At 70.2% G+C, this 16608-nt stretch carries 12 protein-coding genes; 5 read left to right on the top strand and 7 right to left on the bottom strand.

Annotation, left to right across the window (positions count from 1 at the left end):
- Positions 1-153: 153 nt before the first annotated feature.
- The 7 genes from AB3X10_RS00560 to AB3X10_RS00530 form a co-directional block, all read right to left on the bottom strand.
- Positions 154-1404 (bottom strand): dipeptidase, encoded by a 1251-nt coding sequence (locus AB3X10_RS00560; protein WP_369978150.1) that lies wholly within the window; start codon positions 1402-1404, stop codon positions 154-156.
- A 145-nt stretch (positions 1405-1549) separates the two neighbouring features.
- Positions 1550-2092, bottom strand: coding sequence for a hypothetical protein (locus tag AB3X10_RS00555; RefSeq protein ID WP_369978148.1), 543 nt, complete (start codon positions 2090-2092; stop codon positions 1550-1552).
- Between the two features lie 173 nt (positions 2093-2265).
- Complete coding sequence (locus AB3X10_RS00550) at positions 2266-3789, bottom strand: tryptophan halogenase family protein (protein ID WP_369978146.1); 1524 nt, start codon at positions 3787-3789, stop codon at positions 2266-2268.
- A 34-nt stretch (positions 3790-3823) separates the two neighbouring features.
- Entirely contained in the window at positions 3824-4834 is a 1011-nt protein-coding gene (locus AB3X10_RS00545) for a cupin-like domain-containing protein (protein WP_369978144.1), read from the bottom strand.
- Between the two features lie 14 nt (positions 4835-4848).
- Entirely contained in the window at positions 4849-5616 is a 768-nt protein-coding gene (locus AB3X10_RS00540) for a SapC family protein (protein WP_369978142.1), read from the bottom strand.
- 164 nt (positions 5617-5780) lie between these two features.
- A complete protein-coding gene (locus tag AB3X10_RS00535) occupies positions 5781-8948 on the bottom strand; it encodes a TonB-dependent receptor (protein WP_369978140.1) in 3168 nt (1055 codons plus the stop codon).
- Positions 8949-9683: 735 nt separating this feature from the next.
- Positions 9684-10865 (bottom strand): class I SAM-dependent rRNA methyltransferase, encoded by a 1182-nt coding sequence (locus AB3X10_RS00530; protein ID WP_369978138.1) that lies wholly within the window; start codon positions 10863-10865, stop codon positions 9684-9686.
- A 255-nt stretch (positions 10866-11120) separates the two neighbouring features.
- Between AB3X10_RS00530 and AB3X10_RS00525 the strand changes: the two genes are divergently transcribed.
- The 5 genes from AB3X10_RS00525 (at position 11121) to AB3X10_RS00505 (ending at position 16485) form a co-directional block, all read left to right on the top strand.
- A complete protein-coding gene (locus AB3X10_RS00525; RefSeq protein WP_369978136.1) occupies positions 11121-12074 on the top strand; it encodes a TerC family protein in 954 nt (317 codons plus the stop codon).
- A 108-nt stretch (positions 12075-12182) separates the two neighbouring features.
- Complete coding sequence (locus tag AB3X10_RS00520; protein WP_369978134.1) at positions 12183-12968, top strand: rhomboid family intramembrane serine protease; 786 nt, start codon at positions 12183-12185, stop codon at positions 12966-12968.
- Between the two features lie 294 nt (positions 12969-13262).
- Complete coding sequence (locus AB3X10_RS00515) at positions 13263-14117, top strand: acid phosphatase (protein WP_369978132.1); 855 nt, start codon at positions 13263-13265, stop codon at positions 14115-14117.
- Positions 14118-14341: 224 nt separating this feature from the next.
- Positions 14342-15196: an acid phosphatase gene (locus AB3X10_RS00510; protein ID WP_369978130.1), complete on the top strand. Its 855-nt coding sequence runs from the start codon at positions 14342-14344 to the stop codon at positions 15194-15196.
- A gap of 278 nt (positions 15197-15474) precedes the next feature.
- Positions 15475-16485, top strand: coding sequence for a TIGR00266 family protein (locus AB3X10_RS00505; RefSeq protein WP_369978129.1), 1011 nt, complete (start codon positions 15475-15477; stop codon positions 16483-16485).
- The last annotated feature ends 123 nt before the right edge of the window (positions 16486-16608 follow it).

Raw genomic sequence — 16608 nt, 5'->3', positions numbered from 1 at the left:
GTGCCGCGGGTTCGGCGCCTGCGGCACTGCGCCGTTCGCTGGCCGGCCGGAATGGGTCTTCGGCCGTCGGCTGGCGCCAGGCCGGGCGCCGCCGCATCGGCGCGACGACGCGGTGCCGTGGCGCTGCCATGCGGCCTGCGCCGACGGCAGCCCTCAGGAAGCTCCGCTGCGCGCCTGCGCGGCCGCCCAGTCCTGCGCCTGCTGCATCACCCGCAACACGTTGCCGCTCCAGATGGCCGCGATCTGCTGCTCGCTATAGCCCTTGCGCAGCAGCCAGGCGGTGATCTTGGGCAGGTCGCTCACGTCCTCCATGCCGGTCACGCCGCCGCCGCCGTCCCAGTCCATGCCGATGCCCACGTGCTCGGGGCCGATCAGCGCCAGCACGTGTTCCAGGTGCGCGAAGAAGTCGTCCAGCGTCGCCTGCCGCACCGGGTACTTGGCGTCCAGCGCCTTCATTTCCTCGCCAAGCCTGGGTCCGTCGGCCAGTCGCAGATGCTCCCAGCCACCGTACCTGGCGATCAACGCCTGCTCGGCGGCCTTGCGTTCGGGGCTGGCGCCGTTGTCGATCAGGTAGCCGCCGTAGGAATTCATCTGGATCACCCCGCCGTGCGCGGCCAGCACCTTCAGCCGCGCATCGTCGATGTTGCGCGGATGCGCATGCACCGCGCGCGCGCCGCTGTGCGAGAGCAGGATCGGCACCGGCGACAGCGCAATCAACTGGTCGAACACCGCATCGGAGGCATGCGACTGGTCGATGACGATGCCGAGTTTCTGCGCCTGCTGCACCAGCGCGCGGCCGGCGGGACTCAAGCCGTGCCATTCCGGCCCCTTCGGGTCGGTGGCCGAATCGGCGAATTCGTTGTTGAGGAAATGCGCCGTGCTCAGCAAGCGCAGGCCCTGCGCGTGATAGAAGCGCAGCAGCGTGGGATCGGCGACCAGCGGGCTGGCGTTCTCCATGCTCAGGTACACCACGCGCTTGCCGGCGGCCTTGAGCCGCGCTGCATCGGCCGGCGTGGTGGCCAGGCCGAACTGCTGCGGGTGCGCCGCCAGCAGCGCATGGATCGCCATCAGGCGCTGCAGCCCGGCATCGCGGTCGTCCAGGTGCGCCTGTGCGCTGCGGTCGCCCTGGCCGGTGTAGATCGCCCAGAACCCGCCGTCCAGCGCACCGGCGACCATGCGCGGATAGTCCACCTGCGCCAGCCGGTTGCCGGCATGCGCACGCATCATGTCGAAATCGCCGCGTTCGAAATTGGCCGGCGTGTCCAGGTGCGAATCCAGGGTCAGCAGCCGCTGCTGCAGCGCCGTGGCGCGGGCCAGCTCGGCCTTGCTGAAGTCGACGGCCTGCGCCGTCGGCGCCGCAGCCAGCACCAGCGAAAGGGAAAGACACAGGGCTCGCAGCTTCATGCGCAAGAACTCTCGGATTGGGCGTCGAGCCGATGATAGCCATGCAGCGACCTCCGGGCCGCGTCGCGGCGGGTAGGTGCAGGCATTGGGGTGGCCGGGCATGGGATCCGGTCCGATCGATCAGCGCGACGTTGCGCGATGCCGGTCAGCCGCGCGCATGCGGCATGCACTGCTCGCCAGGCAACGCCCCCGCTGCCAACAGCGTATTGACCACCTGACCCAAGGTCTGGGTCACCGTCCGCTCCCAGAAATAGGCGGGCATCGCGATCCCGAGCTGCACCTGGATCTCGCCGATCGCATCCTCGACGTCGTAGGCGATGTCGAGCATCTCGAAACGCGGTCCACCGCAGACAACGGCGAATGCATCGTCGGGCAGGAAACAAGGACCAGGCCAACGCAGGCGCCGCGCCAGGATCGCGCCGATCGCGCTCGCCACCCGTTGCCGCGCCCCGCCACCCCACAGATCCAGCAACGCGGCGCTGCGCGCCCGCTGCCGGGCGGACAATCGCCCGAAGAACGCCAGGTCCGGGCCGAGCCATCTGACGCCGATGAAGAATCGCTCGCGCGCGCCGGTCGGCGGATAGTCGGGCGGGTAGCGCAGCGGCGCGGCCGGATCCGGGCAAGCGGTTGGCGTTGGTATGTGCACGGCAGCCCACAGGGATCGTCGTCGCGGAACACGACGCGCCATCAGGCGTTAAGGATGCCGCCTTGGTCGCGCTCGCCGCGAAGCGTAGCGCCCGCGGGCCGGGCGAACCAGCATGCGGGCAGAGCACGCCATGACTGCACGAAGGCCGTGCAGGCGCTACCGCTCGCGTGACGCGATCGGCGCGGCATGCGCGCCGGTACGCACGCCATTGCGCATCATGCCGGCGCCGGCGCCGCGACAGGGGTCCGTCCCGCCCACACCTCCGGCCCGGCCTTGCAATAGCGCGCGATGAACGCCTCCTGCGACGGCATCTGCGCCACCGCGCGGTCGATGGGCTGGCGGATCGCGTCGAGGAAGCGCTGCAGCGCCTGGTCCGGCAACGCGCGCGCCAGCAGGTGGTGCTGCGCCGGCACGATGCCCTGGCCGAGCAGCACGTGGATCCACGAATCCACCCGGAACAGTTCGTCGGCGCCCTGCCAGGCGTGCGCGCGCTCGCGCCAGGCGCGCAGCCGCTGCTGCAGCGACGCGGGCAGCGCCATCTCGCGGCAGGCCTGCCACATCGGTTCGTCGCGCTGGTTGGCATGGTAGTGCAGGATGATGAAGTCGCGCACATGCTCCATCTCGGCGCGGCTGACCTCGTTGTAGATGTCGGTCATCGCCGGGGCGACGCCGTCGCCGGGGAACAGCGTGATCAGCCGCATCACCGCGGCGATGGTCAGGTGGATGCTGGTCGATTCCAGCGGTTCGATGAAGCCGCTGGCCAGACCCAACGCGACCACGTTCTTGTTCCAGGCCTTGAGCCGGCGGCCGCTGCGGAACGGCACCAGCCACGGGTCCTTGATCGGCGGCGCGGCGGCGTCGTGCAGCAGCTTGGCGCGGGCCTCGTCGTCGGACATGTGCGCGCTGGAGAACACCAGCCCGCAGCCGACCCGGTGCTGCAACGGGATGTGCCAGCACCAGCCGGCGGCATGGGCGATGGCGCGGGTATACGGCACCGGCGGCGCCACCGCCTCGGTCTGCACCGCCACCGCGCGATCGCACGGCAGCCACTGCTTCCAGTCCTCGTAGCCGGTGTGCAGGGTCTGCTCGATCAGCAGGCCGCGGAAGCCGGTGCAGTCGATGAACAGGTCGCCCTCGACCCGCGTGCCGTCTTCCAGCAGCAGCGCCTCGACGAAGCCGCTTTCCGGATGCTGCCGCACCTGTTGGATCTTGCCCTCCACGCGCTTGAGCCCGTGGCGCTCGGCGTGGCCGCGCAGCAGCCGCGCGTACAGCCCGGCATCGAAGTGGTAGGCGTAGTTGACCGGCGGCGACTGCTGCAGCGCGAAGCGGTCCGCGCGCGAGGCCACCGTCTCCAGACAGTAGTCGCCCAACTCGGACAGCATCCCGCGCCGCTGCGCCTCCAGCCAGAAATGGTGGAACGCGCAGACCAGAGTGCTCTGTCCGGTGATGCCGAACGGATGGAGGTAGCGCTCGCCGTGCCGGCGCCAGTTCTCGAAGGAGATGGACAGCTTGAAGGTGCCGGCCACGGTGCGCAGGAACTCCTGCTCGTCGATCTGCAGGAAACGGTGGAAGCTGCGGATCGGCGGCACCGTGGATTCGCCCACGCCGACCGTGCCGATCTGCTCGGACTCGATCAGGGTGATGTCCAGCAGCTCGCGGAACTGGTGCGACAGCGCGCAGGCGGCGATCCAGCCCGCCGTGCCGCCGCCCGCGATCACCACCTTGCGTATCTGGCCCATTGCCTCGTCTCTCCTGCGGTCGTGAATGGCGGCGTCAGCGGTTGAGCTTGGCCAGCAGCATCGCGCGCAGTTGCCGCGCGCGCGCGTCGTCGATCGGCCCGAGCAGTTGCCGCGCCTGCGCCGGCAGGTGTTCGCCGGCTCGGTCGGCCGGCCCGAACACGTAGTAGTCGAAGATGTCCCGCCACGCCGCCTTCTCCGCGTCCGGCCGGTCGCGGATCGCCCACAGCGCGTGGTACAGCGCCTGCGTCGGCGTCGGCAGCCAGGCCGGCGCGCTGCTCCACCAGTAGTTGACCAGCACGTTGAACGCCTCCAGGCCCTCCACGTGATGCCACCACAGGCTGGGCAGGAACAGCGCATCGCCGGGTTCGAGCACCGCGCTGCGGCCATGCGCCAGCGCGGCGCGAAAACGTGGGTAGCGCGCGAGATCGGGCGCGGCGAAGTCCACCACGCTGATCGCCTGCCCGCCCGGGGTCGGCTCCAGCGGGCCGGGATAGAGATTGCCGATCTGCTCCGGCGGGAACACGGTGAAGCGGCGCCGGCCGACCGCGCAGCAGGCCAGGTTGTTCGGCGCGTCGTAGTGGCAGGACGCGGTGATGCGGTTGCCGATCCAGATGCTCGGCCGCGCCGGGATGCCGTGCGCGGCGAAGTCCACGTCGTTGCCGTCGCGGAACCCCGGCAGGCTGTCGTCCACCGGCAGCGAGGCCAGGTAATAGGCCGGCGGCCGCGGATGGTCCAGGTGCGCGGCGATCGCGTCCAGCAGGCCATGCAGGTCGCCGCGCCGCACCTCGAAGTTCAGTGCGGTGAAGTCGTCGGTGTAGAACGGCCGCCCGGCGATTTCCGGCGCGCCGTAGGAGTATTGCAACGGGCGGCCGTTGCTGTGCCCGCGCAGCAGGTCCATCGCCGCGCCGGTGCCGCGCAGGCCGGCCTGCACCAGCGCCCAGTCGCGTACCAACCCGCGCAGCACCACCGGCTCGCCGGCGGCGAGCAGTTCGTCCAACGGCAGCGCGCCGGCGCGGCAATCGCTGCGCTCCGCAATCGCCGCCATCGCGTCCACGACGCTCAGGCGGCCTGCCCGGAGACAGCCGCGTCCGTGCCGGCCTGCTGCAGGCGGCGCTGCTTCTCGGCCATCAGCCGGCGCATGTTGTGCAGCGACGCCAGCAACAGGTAGGCGCCTTCCAGGTAGCCGGCGCGGTGCAGCCCATGCAGCGCTGGCGCGTCCAGCGCCGCCAGCCGCTCGCGGTCGATGCCGTACAGCCCGGCCAGCTGCACGTTGTGCGCCTCGCCCAGCTGCACGTCGATGCGCAGCGGCTGGATCAGGCCCAGCGCATCGAACGCGGCGAACATGGCGTTGCCGCCTTCCACGCCGTCGCGGATGCCGCGCAGCACGGTGATGACGTGCTCCAGGTACGGGCTGTGCCCGCCCTGCGGCAGGAACACCCGCTCGCCTTCGCTGAAACTGACCCGCGGATGGTCGAGATCGACGTGGATCACCGGCTCGCGGCGCAACACGCCGTCCTCGTGCCGCTCCTGGAAGCCGATCAGGAACGGGCCCTTGGCGACGATGCCCGGCAGGTACGCCGCATCCCAGCGCGCGCCGTGCAGGAACAGGTTCTCCTGCTGCTCGAAGCCGAGCAGCGCCACCGACTGGAAGCCGCCGCCGCCGGCCGGGTCCTTGCGCAGCAGGATCGGGTACTCGCGCTGCAGTTCGGCGTATTCGGTCGGGAATGCCTGCACCACGCCGCTGGCGTCGCCGAACTCGGGGCCGAAGCGCAGGATCACGCGCAGGTCCTGGTGGGCCACGTTGTTGAGCAGTTCGTATCGGGCCATCTGTACTCCAGCGGGTCGGTGGCGGAACCGGGCGGGCCGCCGGCCGACCGGGCCGGCCGGCGTGCGCCACGCGACCATTGCAGCAAAGCGCTGCGCCCGCAAGACGCGCTGCAGCGCGCGTGCGCCTGCCGCACGCGGCCGCCGCCGCGTGCGTGCCGCCGTGCTCAGAAGTTGTAGCGCACGCCCAGCGTGTAGCGCGGGCTCTGATCCAGCACCTTGATCACCTGCTTCTCCGAGCGGCCGTGCCAGCGCACATCCTCGCTGGTGATGTTGATCGCCTCGAAGCCGACCGACAGGTTGTCGGTGATGGCGTAGCTCACGCTCAGGTCCAGCTGCTGGTACGGCTCGACGTAGTACGGGTTGCGGTTGGAGCCGTTCTGGTTGGCCGCGATCAGGTACTCGTCGCGCCAGTTCCAGGCCAGGCGCGCGCTCCAGCCGTACTTCTCGTACATCAGCATCACGTTGGCGGTGTCGCTGAGGCCGAGCAGCGCGAACTGGTCGCGGTCCAGCACGGTGTTGTCGAAGCCGACGTCGCCCTTGACCAGGGTGTAGTTGGCGTAGACGCCGAACCCGGTATCGCCAAGGAAGTACTGCCCGCCCAGTTCCCAGCCGTGGATCTTGGCCTTGTTCTGGTTGACCGGGCGCGACACGTCGAATTCGTACAGCGGATCGTCCGCCTCGCCGATCAGGTCGTAGGCGTTCTCCAGCGCCAGGGTCTGCGCCGAACTGCCGTTGTAGGCGCCCAGCCCGCCGGTGGCCGCGGCGTTGCGCAGCAGCGCCATCGCCGAGAACAGCGAGGTGTCGTTGGCCGAGCAGGCCGCCGCCACGTCGTTGCCGGCGGCGCCGACCTGCGCGGCGCAGGCACCGCTCTGCAGGAACGCCAGCGCCGCCTGCGCATCCGGCCCGGAGGTGGGATCGCGCAGGCCGTACATGGTTTCGCGGGTGACGCTGGTGCCGATGAAGTTGGACACGCGCTTGTCCCAGAAGGTCAGCGACACGTAGCTGGCGTCGGCGAAGTACCACTCCAGCGCCAGGTCCAGGTTGTTGGATTCCAGCGGGTCCAGGCTCGGGTTCTCGGTGCTGCCGGACGCGCGCGTGGAGGGGTTGATCAGGATCGAGCCGCCCGGCGTGCCCGGGGTCGAGCCGACCACCAGGTTGTTGTACGGCGCACGCGCGATGCTCTGCCCGAACGAGGCGCGGGCTTTCAGCGTGTCGGTGAGGTTGACGCTGAAGTCCAGGTTCGGCAGCACGTAGCTGTAGCTGTGCTTCTCGCTGAACAGCTGCACCTCGTCGGAGCGCAGCAGCTGGAAGTCGTTGTTGGCCTGCCATTCCAGCGCGACCGGGGTGGCCACCTCCGAGGAGGAGATCACGTCGGTCTTCTCGTAGCGCACGCCGATGCGGGTATTGGTGGTCATGCCGCCGAGCTCGCCGTCGAACTCCAGCTGCATGTAGGCGGCGCGGGTCTTCTCCTCGACCTGGTTGTCGGAGCTGAACTGCGGGTTGTAGCGCGTGGTCGCGCCATAGGCGTTGCCCGCCCACAACGCCAGCTGGTCGGCGTTGCCGCGCCAGGCACCCGGCGCGGCGCCGTTGGCGTTGAAGTCCTCGAACAGGCCGGTGATGCCGACCGGCTGCAGCAGCGCCAGCATGCCCGGCTCGTTGCCGGCATTGGCCACGCCCCAGTCGCCCAGCGTCGAATAGGTGTCGCTGATGCGCCGGTTCATCGTGGTCTTGGCGCTGTTGACGCCGAATTGGAAGCGGCCGTTGTCGAAGTCGAACTGGCCGTCGACGCGCCCTTCCTTCACCTCCGTCACCTGGCTCTGGTAGTAGATGCGCAGCACCTGCGAACCGAGTTCGGCCGGGGAGAAATCCTGGTTGACCAGGCCGTTGGTGCCGGCGATGGAATCGGCCGCGGTCGGGTACCAGGTGCGCGCGCCGATCGGCAGGCCGTTGTTGAACCACAGCTCCTGCGCCCACTGTCCGCCGCACTGGGTGCCGGCGGTGCAGTTATTGGTGCCGGCCAGGCTGAAATAGGTGGCGCTGCCGCCGGTGACCGGATCGTTGGGCAGGCTCTGGGTCTTGGAGTCGTGCGCATCGAAGGTCAGGCGCAAGCGGTCGGTGGCCTGCCAGTCGGCATTGAAGCCCAGCGAGCCGAGCTTGTACTTCTGCATGCTGCGCTGCTGCTCCATGCCGAAGTCCTTGGCGCCGTTGGGCACGTCGCGCAGGTACACCGGCGTGGCCACTGCCTGCCCGGTGTCGAACACCAGGTCGGTGAAGCTGTTGGCGCGTTGCAGCCAGATGCCCTGCTCGCCGCGGTCCTCGCGGATCTCGTTGCTCGAGTAGGTGTAGTCCAGGGTCAGGGTCAGGCTGTCGGTCGGCGCGAACTGCACCACCGCCTGGCCGTTGAGCCGCTCGCGCTCGAAGTCGGAGAAGGCGTAGCGCAGGTCGTTGGGCATGCCGTACAGCTGGCCGATCGCCGGCGCGTTCTGCACGTTGGCGTCCGGGCGCAGCGCCGGATCGGTGCCGGTCCAGGGCTGGATGTTCCAGGCGTTCTCGGTGGCCTGCACCGACCCGCCGCGGCGCTTCTGGTAGCTGCCGCTCAGGCCGATGCCCCAGGTCTTGTCCGGGTTGGTGTAGCTGAAGATGCCGGACACTTCCGGCGTGACCTTGTTGTCGAACGGCTGCGAGTCGTCGTACGCGGCCTTGGCGCCGGCGCTGGCGACCAGGCCTTTGTGGTTGAACGGGCGGTCGGTGAGGATGTTGATGGTGGCGCCGATGCCGCCGCTGGGCGCATTGGCGCGGCTGGTCTTGTACACCTCGATGCCGGTGATCGCCTCGGAGGCGAGCTGGGCGAAGTTGAACGCGCGGGTGCCGCCGTCCACGCCGCCGCTGGGCACCGCGCCCGGCGCGCCGAACGCGTCGGCGCCGGGGATCACCCGGCCGTTGAGGGTGACCGCATTGAACTGCGGACCGAAGCCGCGCGCGGTGACCTGCGCGCCTTCGCCGTCGCGGCGCTCGATCGAGATGCCGGTGATGCGCTGCAGCGACTCGGCCAGGTTGGTGTCGGGAAACTTGCCGATGTCCTCGGCGCTGATCGCATCGACCACGCCGGCGTTGTCGCGCTTGATCCCCATCGACTGGTTGAGGCTGTTGCGGATGCCGGTGACGCTGACCGTGTCCAGCGTGGTCGCGTCGGCAGAGGATGACGGCTGGCTCGCCTGGGCCTGCGCCTCGGTCTGCGGCGCCTGCTGGGCGAAGGCCGGATTGATCACCAGCACGCCACCGACGAAGGTGAACATGGCCTTGGAGCGGAACTTCTTCAACTGCTGACGCATCAGAATGTCCTCGGTGCTGGAGCCGGACGGACAACGCCGTCTGCGGCGTACGGCGCGGCGGATGCCCGCGCCGAAGCGGTCCCTGGTACGTGGCGCGCATCGCTGCATGCCTGCATGTGATCCCCTACGTCTCGATCGATGGATGGATCGCGCCTTCCCCCGAAGGGCGCCGGGCGCCATCGCTGCCCGTTCCAACCCGGACGCTGGCCAAGCCGCCCGCTACACAAATGCCGGTACTGAAACCCGAATCGAACCCGTGCGGCGCTGCCGCTGCGGCGCGGGTGAGGCGACGGCCATGGATCCCGGCGCATGGCCGAGAGTGATAGCGCTATCACCCGACGGCGCAAACCTAATCCCGCGTGCCGATGTTTGTCACCGTGCGGCGCAACAAAGCTACGTTATGCGTACATCGGCTGGGATGCAGACCACGATGTAAGCGTTATCAGCACCAGGCGCTGCGCAATCCACGCGGCCGGCGAGCGCGGCCGCGGCTGTCGCCGCGTACGCCGCCGCGTGGCGCAGGCGAGTAGGTGCAACGCGTCGCCGATGCGGCGATCGCGTGATGCGTGCGACGCATTGCGGTGCCCGCAGGGCGTGAATGCATGGCCGACTCGGCGCACACACAGTGCAGACGCCGGTCGGCGCCAGCGCCAGCGGTGCGTCGGCGGACCGCTGGGCGTGGGCGTGGTGACGCGATCTCGCTGCGCGCGGCGGGCGCCAACGCGCAGCGGCGGCTCAGTTCAGCACGCGGCAGAACACCGCTTTCAGATAGCGCGATTCCTGCACGTGCGCCATGAACGGATGGTCGGCGCCGGCGCCGGCCACCTTCAGGATCTGGATCGTGCGGCCGGAGAAGTACGCGGCGCGGCGCAGCATGTCCAGGAACTCGTGTTCGGCGACCAGGCCGGTGCAGGAGAACGTGGCGAACAGGCCGCCCGGCGCGACCACGCCCAGCGCCAGCTTGTTCATGTCCAGGTACTTCTTCAGCGCCGGGATCACCTGGTCGCGGTCGCGGGTCATCTTGGCCGGATCCAGGATCACCACGTCGTAGCGGTCGCCGCGCGCGGCGGCATCGCGCAGGTACGGGAAGATGTCGGCCTGCACCAGCTTGAGCCGCACGTCGTTGAGCTTGGCGTTGCCCTTGGCGATCTCGATCACGTCCTCGTCGATGTCCACGCCGACCACCTCGTCGGCGCCGCGCACCTTGGCGTAGACGGCGAAACCGCCGGTGTTGCAGCACAGGTCGAGCACGCGCTTGCCGGCCACCTGCTGGCTCAGCCACTGCCGGTTCTCGCGCTGGTCGGCGAAGAAGCCGGTCTTGTGCGCGCCGGCCGGGTCGGCGCGGAAACGCACGCCGTATTCGCTGATGATCGCCGGCTCCGGGCGCTCGCCGCTGCTGGACACCGGCCGGTAGTCGAAGCTCTCCTGCTTCTGCACATGCTCCTCGGCGAAGCTGTAGAAGCGCGCGCCGGGGAACTGCGTACGCAGCGCGGCATAGATCCACTCGCGGTAGCGGAACATGCCGGCGCTGAAGAACTCCACCACCAGCAGGTCGCCGTAGCGGTCCACCACCAGCCCGGACAGGCCGTCGCCCTCGGCATGCACCACGCGCCAGGCATTGGACACCGCGTCCAGCTTCAGCACGTCACGGCGCAACGACACCGCCTCGGCGATCTTGCGCGCGAACCAGGCTTCGTCGACCGCGACCTCGGGATCGATCTCGAGGATGCGCACGGCGATGCGCGAATGGCCATTGTAGAAACCGCGGCCGATCCACTCCCCGTCCACGCCGACCACGTCGACGAGGCTGCCCGGCTTGGGCTTGGCGGCGGGCTTTTCGACCAGTTTCTGGAAGATCCACGGGTGGCTGGAGCGCCAGGCGTTCTTGAGGCGGACTACGGGCAGGGGGGTATTCATGAACGCCATTGTATCCGCCCCGATTGACGCCACCGCCGCCAGCCGCAAGAATGGGCGCAGAAGGGGAGTAGCTCCCAACGTTGTCGCCGTCAATTCGAGCCCGCGGGCTCCGGTGCAACGGCAGCCAGACCACCGGCTGCGAGCGAGACCTTCGCCGCAGTGGCGAAGGCATTCCCCGGAACGACCCCATCGTTTCCGTCCAGGACGCCTCGCCGCAACGGCCCGAGGTTCAACCTTCACTGACGGGAATTCCCCATGCAAACGATAGGCAACGTGTGGTTGTGGAGCGGTTTCGCGATCGTGGTGATCGCGGCGCTGCTGGCGGATCTGGTGCTGATGCGCCACGGCGGCCCGCACAAGGTCACCTTCAAGGAAGCGCTGTGGTGGAGCCTGGGCTGGATCGCCCTGGCGCTGGCGTTCAACGCCGGGCTGTGGTGGTACCTGCGCGAGACCATCGACGTGGCCACCGGCAATCAGTACGGGCTGGAGTTCCTGACCGGCTACCTGGTGGAGAAGTCGCTGGCGGTCGACAACATCTTCGTGTTCCTGATGATCATGAGCTACTTCGCGGTGCCGGAGGAGCAGCGCCAGCGCGTGCTGGTGATCGGCGTGCTCGGCGCGATCGTGCTGCGCGCGATCATGATCTTCGCCGGCTCGGTGCTGCTGACCAAGTTCCACTGGCTGCTGTATGTGTTCGGCGCGTTCCTGCTGCTGACCGGCGTGAAGATGTGGTTCTCGGCGGGCAAGGAGCCGGACCTGGAGGCCAACCCGGTGCTGCGCTTCATGCGCAAGCACCTGCGCCTGACCCCGCAGTACCACGGCAACGCGCTGAGCGTGACCCAGGAAGGCAAGCGCTGGTTCACCCCGCTGTTCGCGGTGCTGATGCTGATCGCCATCACCGACGTGATCTTCGCGGTGGACAGCATCCCGGCGATCTTCGCGATCACCACCGACCCGTTCCTGGTGCTGACCTCCAACGTGTTCGCGGTGCTGGGCCTGCGCGCGATGTTCTTCCTGCTGGCGGGCATGGCCGACCGCTTCCACCTGCTGCCGTACGGGCTGGCGATCGTGCTGGTGTTCATCGGCACCAAGATGCTGATCATCGACCTGTACAAGATCCCGGTGCTGGTGTCGCTGCTGGCGGTGGCGCTGGTGATCGGCGCGACGGTGGTGCTGAGCCTGCTGCGCCCGGCCAAGCCGGCGCACTGAGGCCCGGAGACCGGCACGATCACGGCCGCGGATTGTCCCGCGGCCGTGGCCAGTCCCTCCCATCGGCGGCGCCTTGCCTTGGACGACAGGCGCCGCCATCCAGGGACCATGGACACCTCTTCGCTCCCCTCGCCCCCGCCCGACGACCCTGCGCAGGCGCAGGACCGCTTCGACCGGGCGCGGCTGCTGCGCGCCTTCAACGCCAGCCTGGCCCTGGTCGCGGTGCTGGTGGCGGTGTTCGCCAACCAGGGCCTGTTCGACTGGCGGCCGTGGTCGGTGGGGCCGCAGCAGGCCGCCGGCCTGCTCGGCGTGCTGACCGCGCCGCTGCTGCACGGTTCGCTGGAGCACCTGGCCGCCAACGCCGGCGCGCTGCTGATCCTGGGCACGCTGGCCGGCAGCGTATACCCGCGCGCCACCCTGGCCGCGCTGCCGTTGCTGTGGCTGGGTTCGGGCCTGGGCGCCTGGCTGCTCGGCGACCCCGGCAGCCACCATCTGGGCGCCAGCGGGGTGACCCACGGCCTGCTGTTCCTGGTGTTCGTGCTCGGCCTGCTGCGCCGCGACCGCGCCGCGATCGCCGCCAGCATGATCGCGTTCCTGTTCTACGGCGGCATGCTGGTGACGGTGCTGCCGCACGAGGCCGGCGTGTCCTGGCAGTCGCACCTGGGCGGCGCGCTGGGCGGCGCCGTGGCGGCGCTGCTGCTGCGCCACCGCGACCCGCTGCCGCCGCGCAAGCGCTACAGCTGGGAAGACGAGGACGAGGAGACGCTGGCGCCGCTGGACCAGGAACTGGAACCGCCGCCGCCGGCACAGGTGCCGGTGCTGTGGCAACCGCCGCCGGCGCCGCGCGGCGTGGTGCTGCGCTTCCCGCCGCGGCCGGAACGCGACGAGGGCTGAGGCATCCGCCGCCGGCTGGGTTGCCTTCGCGGCACAGCAGGCCGCTGCCTGCCCACCCCGGTCAGCGCATTTCAATTCAGGCGTTCGAGCTGTTGCAGGAGCGACTTCAGTCGCGACGGGCGTTACCGATAGAGCCTGTCGCGACTGAAGTCGCTCCCACAGTGTCGTCACCCAGGAATCAAAGAAGACAGGCAGCCCCGGAGCCTCCTGCGCCCCACCTGCCGCCGCGCAGCCTGCCGCCCTGCAGCGCGCGCCGTACACTGGCCGATCCGCCGTTGCACCGCCCGAGGCCGCATGTCCGCATTCCCCGCCTTCCGTCTCCGTTCTGCTGCCATTGCCTTGCTGGCGGTCGCGCTCTCCGCGTGCAGCACGCCGGCCACGCGCGCGCCGGCGCAGGCACCGGCAATGGCCGCGGCCGAGCCGGGCAAGGCGGTCGGCTACCTCGCCCCCGCCGCGGTCCCGGCCAGCCTGCAGCTGCTGCCGCCGCCGCCGGCCGAGGGTTCGCCCGGGCTGGCGCTGGACCAGGCGGTCAACCGCGAGGCGCTGGCGCTGCGCGGCAGCGCGCGCTGGCAACAGGCGGCGCACGACGCCGACCTGGACTTCCCTGCCGGCGCCGGCCAGTTCGCCTGCGCGCTGGGCGTGGCCATCGATGCGCAGCGCACCCCGCACCTGTACGCCCTGCTGGAACGCAGCCGCATCGACGCCAGCGCCGCGACCAAGGCGGCCAAGAACCAGTACCGGCGGCCGCGACCGTTCATGCTCAACCGGCAACCCGTCTGCACCCCGGAGGACGAGGACGGGCTGCGCCACAGCGGCTCCTATCCCTCCGGGCACAGCGCCATCGGCTGGGCCTGGGCGCTGATCCTGGGCGAGATCGCACCCGAGCGCGCCGACGCCCTGATCGTCCGCGGCCGCAACTACGGCGAGAGCCGGCTGGTGTGCAACGTGCACTGGCAGAGCGACGTGCTGGCCGGCCGTTTCATGGGCGCGGCGACGGTGGCGCGACTGCATGCCGACCCGGCGTTCCGCGCCGACCTGGACGCGGCGCGCGGCGAGATCGCGCGCGCGCAGGCGCAGGGCGCGGCGCCGGAACAGGACTGCGCGGCGCAGGCGCAGACGCTGCAGGTGCGGCCGCCCGGCGCGCTGTAGCAGACGGCCGGTGGCGCCAGCCACGGGTCACCGGCAACGAGACACGGACCGCGTTGCCGCATCCGCACCGGCCTCGCCCGCCAGCGCACTGCCCTGCCGCACCCCGCACCCCGCACCCCGCACCCGCATTGCCTGACGCCAGCTGTACGGCGATCGCGATGGCGCCTCGCCCTGTCACATTTGTGCCTTCAGATGGCCGGTCTCCCCCGCAGTGGATCCCCGCCATGGTTCGTCGCCCCCCCCGTTTCCCCCTGCTCGCCGGCCTCGGCCTGGCCGTGGCCGCCGCGATCGCCGCGCCGTCCCTGCTGCAGGCCAAGCCGCCTGCCGCGCCGGCGGCCACGCCGATGGCCGCGGCCAAGGCCACTGGCTACCTGACCCCGTCGCAACTGCCCGACAGCCTGTTGCTGGTGCCGCCGCCGCCGGCCAAGGGTTCGTCCGGGCGCGCGCTGGACGAGGCGGTGAACAAGGAAGCGCTGGCGATGCGCGGCAGCCCGCGCTTCGCGCTGGCCGCCGAGGACGCCGAACTGCACTTCCCCGGCGCCGCCAACCATTTCAGCTGCCCGCTCGGCATCCAGGTCAGCGCCGAGCGCACCCCGCACCTGTACACGCTGCTGCAGCGCGTGGCCGAGGACGCCGGCGATGCCGCGGAGAAGGCCAAGGCCTACTACCACGTGCCGCGCCCGTTCATGGACAACGGCCTGGCCAGCTGCACGCCCGCCGACGAGGCCGAGCTGCGCCCGAACGGTTCCTATCCGTCCGGCCACACCTCCATCGGCTGGGCCTGGGCGCAGGTGCTCAGCGAGGCCGACCCGGCGCGCACCGATGCGCTGATGGCGCGCGGCCGCAGCTACGGCGAGAGCCGCATCGTCTGCAACGTGCACTGGCAGAGCGACGTGCTGGCCAGCCGCATCGTCGGCGCGGCGACGGTCGCCAGGCTGCAGGACAACCCGCAGTTCCGTGCCGACCTGCAGGGCGCGCGCAAGGAGATCGCCGCGGCGCGCGCGCAGGGCCTGACACCGGCCAAGGACTGCGCCGCGGAAGCCAGGACGCTGCAGGTGCGGCCGGCGAGCGCGCTGTAGGCGATGCGGTCGCGCGCGTGCCTGGTGTTCGGTCGCGGCTGAAGCCGCTCCTACAGAAGCGCGCGCCTGGATCGGCGCAAGCGGTACGCACGCTGTTGTAGGAGCGGCTTCAGCCGCGACGGGTTTCGCTCCAGGCACGCCACCCCGGTTCGTCGCCACCGAAGCCGCTCCTGCAGGAAACATCCGGCGAACAACCGGCCCCATGCCTTTGGGCAGATGCGAAGCGACCGCGGCGGCGGGCTAGACTCGCCGCAGATTTCCGCCAAGGACCTGCAGCCATGACCCAGTGGTATTTCCTGACCGGCAGCGAACAGACCCGCTCCGGCCCGTTCGATGACGCCGATGCCGTCGCCTTCGCCCGCAACAACCCAAGCGCGCTGGCCTGGCGCCAGGGCCAGAGCGGCTGGAAGCCGGCCAACCAGATCGACGAACTGCGCGGCGCGAGCGCCGCCGGCCTGCCGCCGGACCTGCCGCCCCCGCCCGGCGGCGGCCGCGCCGACGACATCGACTACCGCATCGTCGGCCACGAAATGCAGTTCGTGGAGATCGAGCTGGACCCGGGCGAGAGCGCGGTCGCCGAGGCCGGCGCGCTGATGTTCAAGGACGCCGTAGTGCAGATGGACACCGTGTTCGGCGACGGCTCCGGCCAGGGCGGCGGGCTGATGGGCAAGCTGTTCTCCGCCGGCAAGCGCCTGGTCACCGGCGAGAGCCTGTTCACCACCGTGTTCACCCACCAGGGCCAGGGCAAGGCCAAGGTCGCCTTCGCCGCGCCGTATCCCGGCACGGTGCTGGCGATGAAGCTGGACCAGCACGGCGGCCGCCTGATCTGCCAGAAGGACAGCTTCCTGGCCGGCGCGCGCGGGGTCTCGCTGGGCATCCACTTCCAGCGCAAGATCATGACCGGCCTGTTCGGCGGCGAGGGCTTCATCATGCAGAAGCTGGAAGGCGACGGCTGGGTGTTCGTGCATGCCGGCGGCTGCGTGGTCGAGCGCGAGCTGGCCGCCGGCGAGCGCCTGGACGTGGACACCGGCTGCGTGGTCGCGTTCCACTCCAGCGTGGACATGGACGTGCGCGCGGTCAGCGGCATCAAGAGCATGTTCTTCGGCGGCGAAGGCATGTTCCTGGCCACGCTGACCGGCCCGGGCAAGGTGTGGCTGCAGTCGCTGCCGTTCTCGCGCCTGGCCGGACGCATGTTCGCCGCCGCGCCGCAGGGCGGCGGGCAGAACCGCGGCGAAGGCTCGGTGCTCGGCGGCCTGGGCCGGATCCTGGACGGCGACAACAACTTCTGAGGCGGCTGCGTGGCCGGCGTTGCCGCAGTCGCGGCGATGGCGGCCGGTGCGGGCGGCAGCTGCCATGGCGTGCGCCATCGCCGCGACTGCGAGCGACCTTCCACCAAGTGGGCCATGATCCCG

Source organism: Xanthomonas sp. DAR 80977 (assembly GCF_041240605.1).
Lineage (GTDB): Bacteria > Pseudomonadota > Gammaproteobacteria > Xanthomonadales > Xanthomonadaceae > Xanthomonas_A > Xanthomonas_A bundabergensis.
Note: the sequence above shows the minus strand (reverse complement) of the source record. Positions and strands in the feature narration are given on the sequence as shown.

Bases quoted from the DNA above. Each gene is read 5' to 3' on its own strand.
- AB3X10_RS00510 (WP_369978130.1), top strand. From the start codon at position 14,342: ATGGTTCGTCGCCCCCCCCGTTTCCCCCTGCTCGCCGGCCTCGGCCTG.
- AB3X10_RS00550 (WP_369978146.1), bottom strand. From the start codon at position 3,789: ATGGGCCAGATACGCAAGGTGGTGATCGCGGGCGGCGGCACGGCGGGC.
- AB3X10_RS00505 (WP_369978129.1), top strand. From the start codon at position 15,475: ATGACCCAGTGGTATTTCCTGACCGGCAGCGAACAGACCCGCTCCGGC.
- AB3X10_RS00535 (WP_369978140.1), bottom strand. From the start codon at position 8,948: ATGCGTCAGCAGTTGAAGAAGTTCCGCTCCAAGGCCATGTTCACCTTC.
- AB3X10_RS00525 (WP_369978136.1), top strand. From the start codon at position 11,121: ATGCAAACGATAGGCAACGTGTGGTTGTGGAGCGGTTTCGCGATCGTG.
- AB3X10_RS00515 (WP_369978132.1), top strand. From the start codon at position 13,263: ATGTCCGCATTCCCCGCCTTCCGTCTCCGTTCTGCTGCCATTGCCTTG.
- AB3X10_RS00560 (WP_369978150.1), bottom strand. From the start codon at position 1,404: ATGAAGCTGCGAGCCCTGTGTCTTTCCCTTTCGCTGGTGCTGGCTGCG.
- AB3X10_RS00520 (WP_369978134.1), top strand. From the start codon at position 12,183: ATGGACACCTCTTCGCTCCCCTCGCCCCCGCCCGACGACCCTGCGCAG.
- AB3X10_RS00555 (WP_369978148.1), bottom strand. From the start codon at position 2,092: ATGGCGCGTCGTGTTCCGCGACGACGATCCCTGTGGGCTGCCGTGCAC.
- AB3X10_RS00540 (WP_369978142.1), bottom strand. From the start codon at position 5,616: ATGGCCCGATACGAACTGCTCAACAACGTGGCCCACCAGGACCTGCGC.
- AB3X10_RS00545 (WP_369978144.1), bottom strand. From the start codon at position 4,834: ATGGCGGCGATTGCGGAGCGCAGCGATTGCCGCGCCGGCGCGCTGCCG.
- AB3X10_RS00530 (WP_369978138.1), bottom strand. From the start codon at position 10,865: ATGAATACCCCCCTGCCCGTAGTCCGCCTCAAGAACGCCTGGCGCTCC.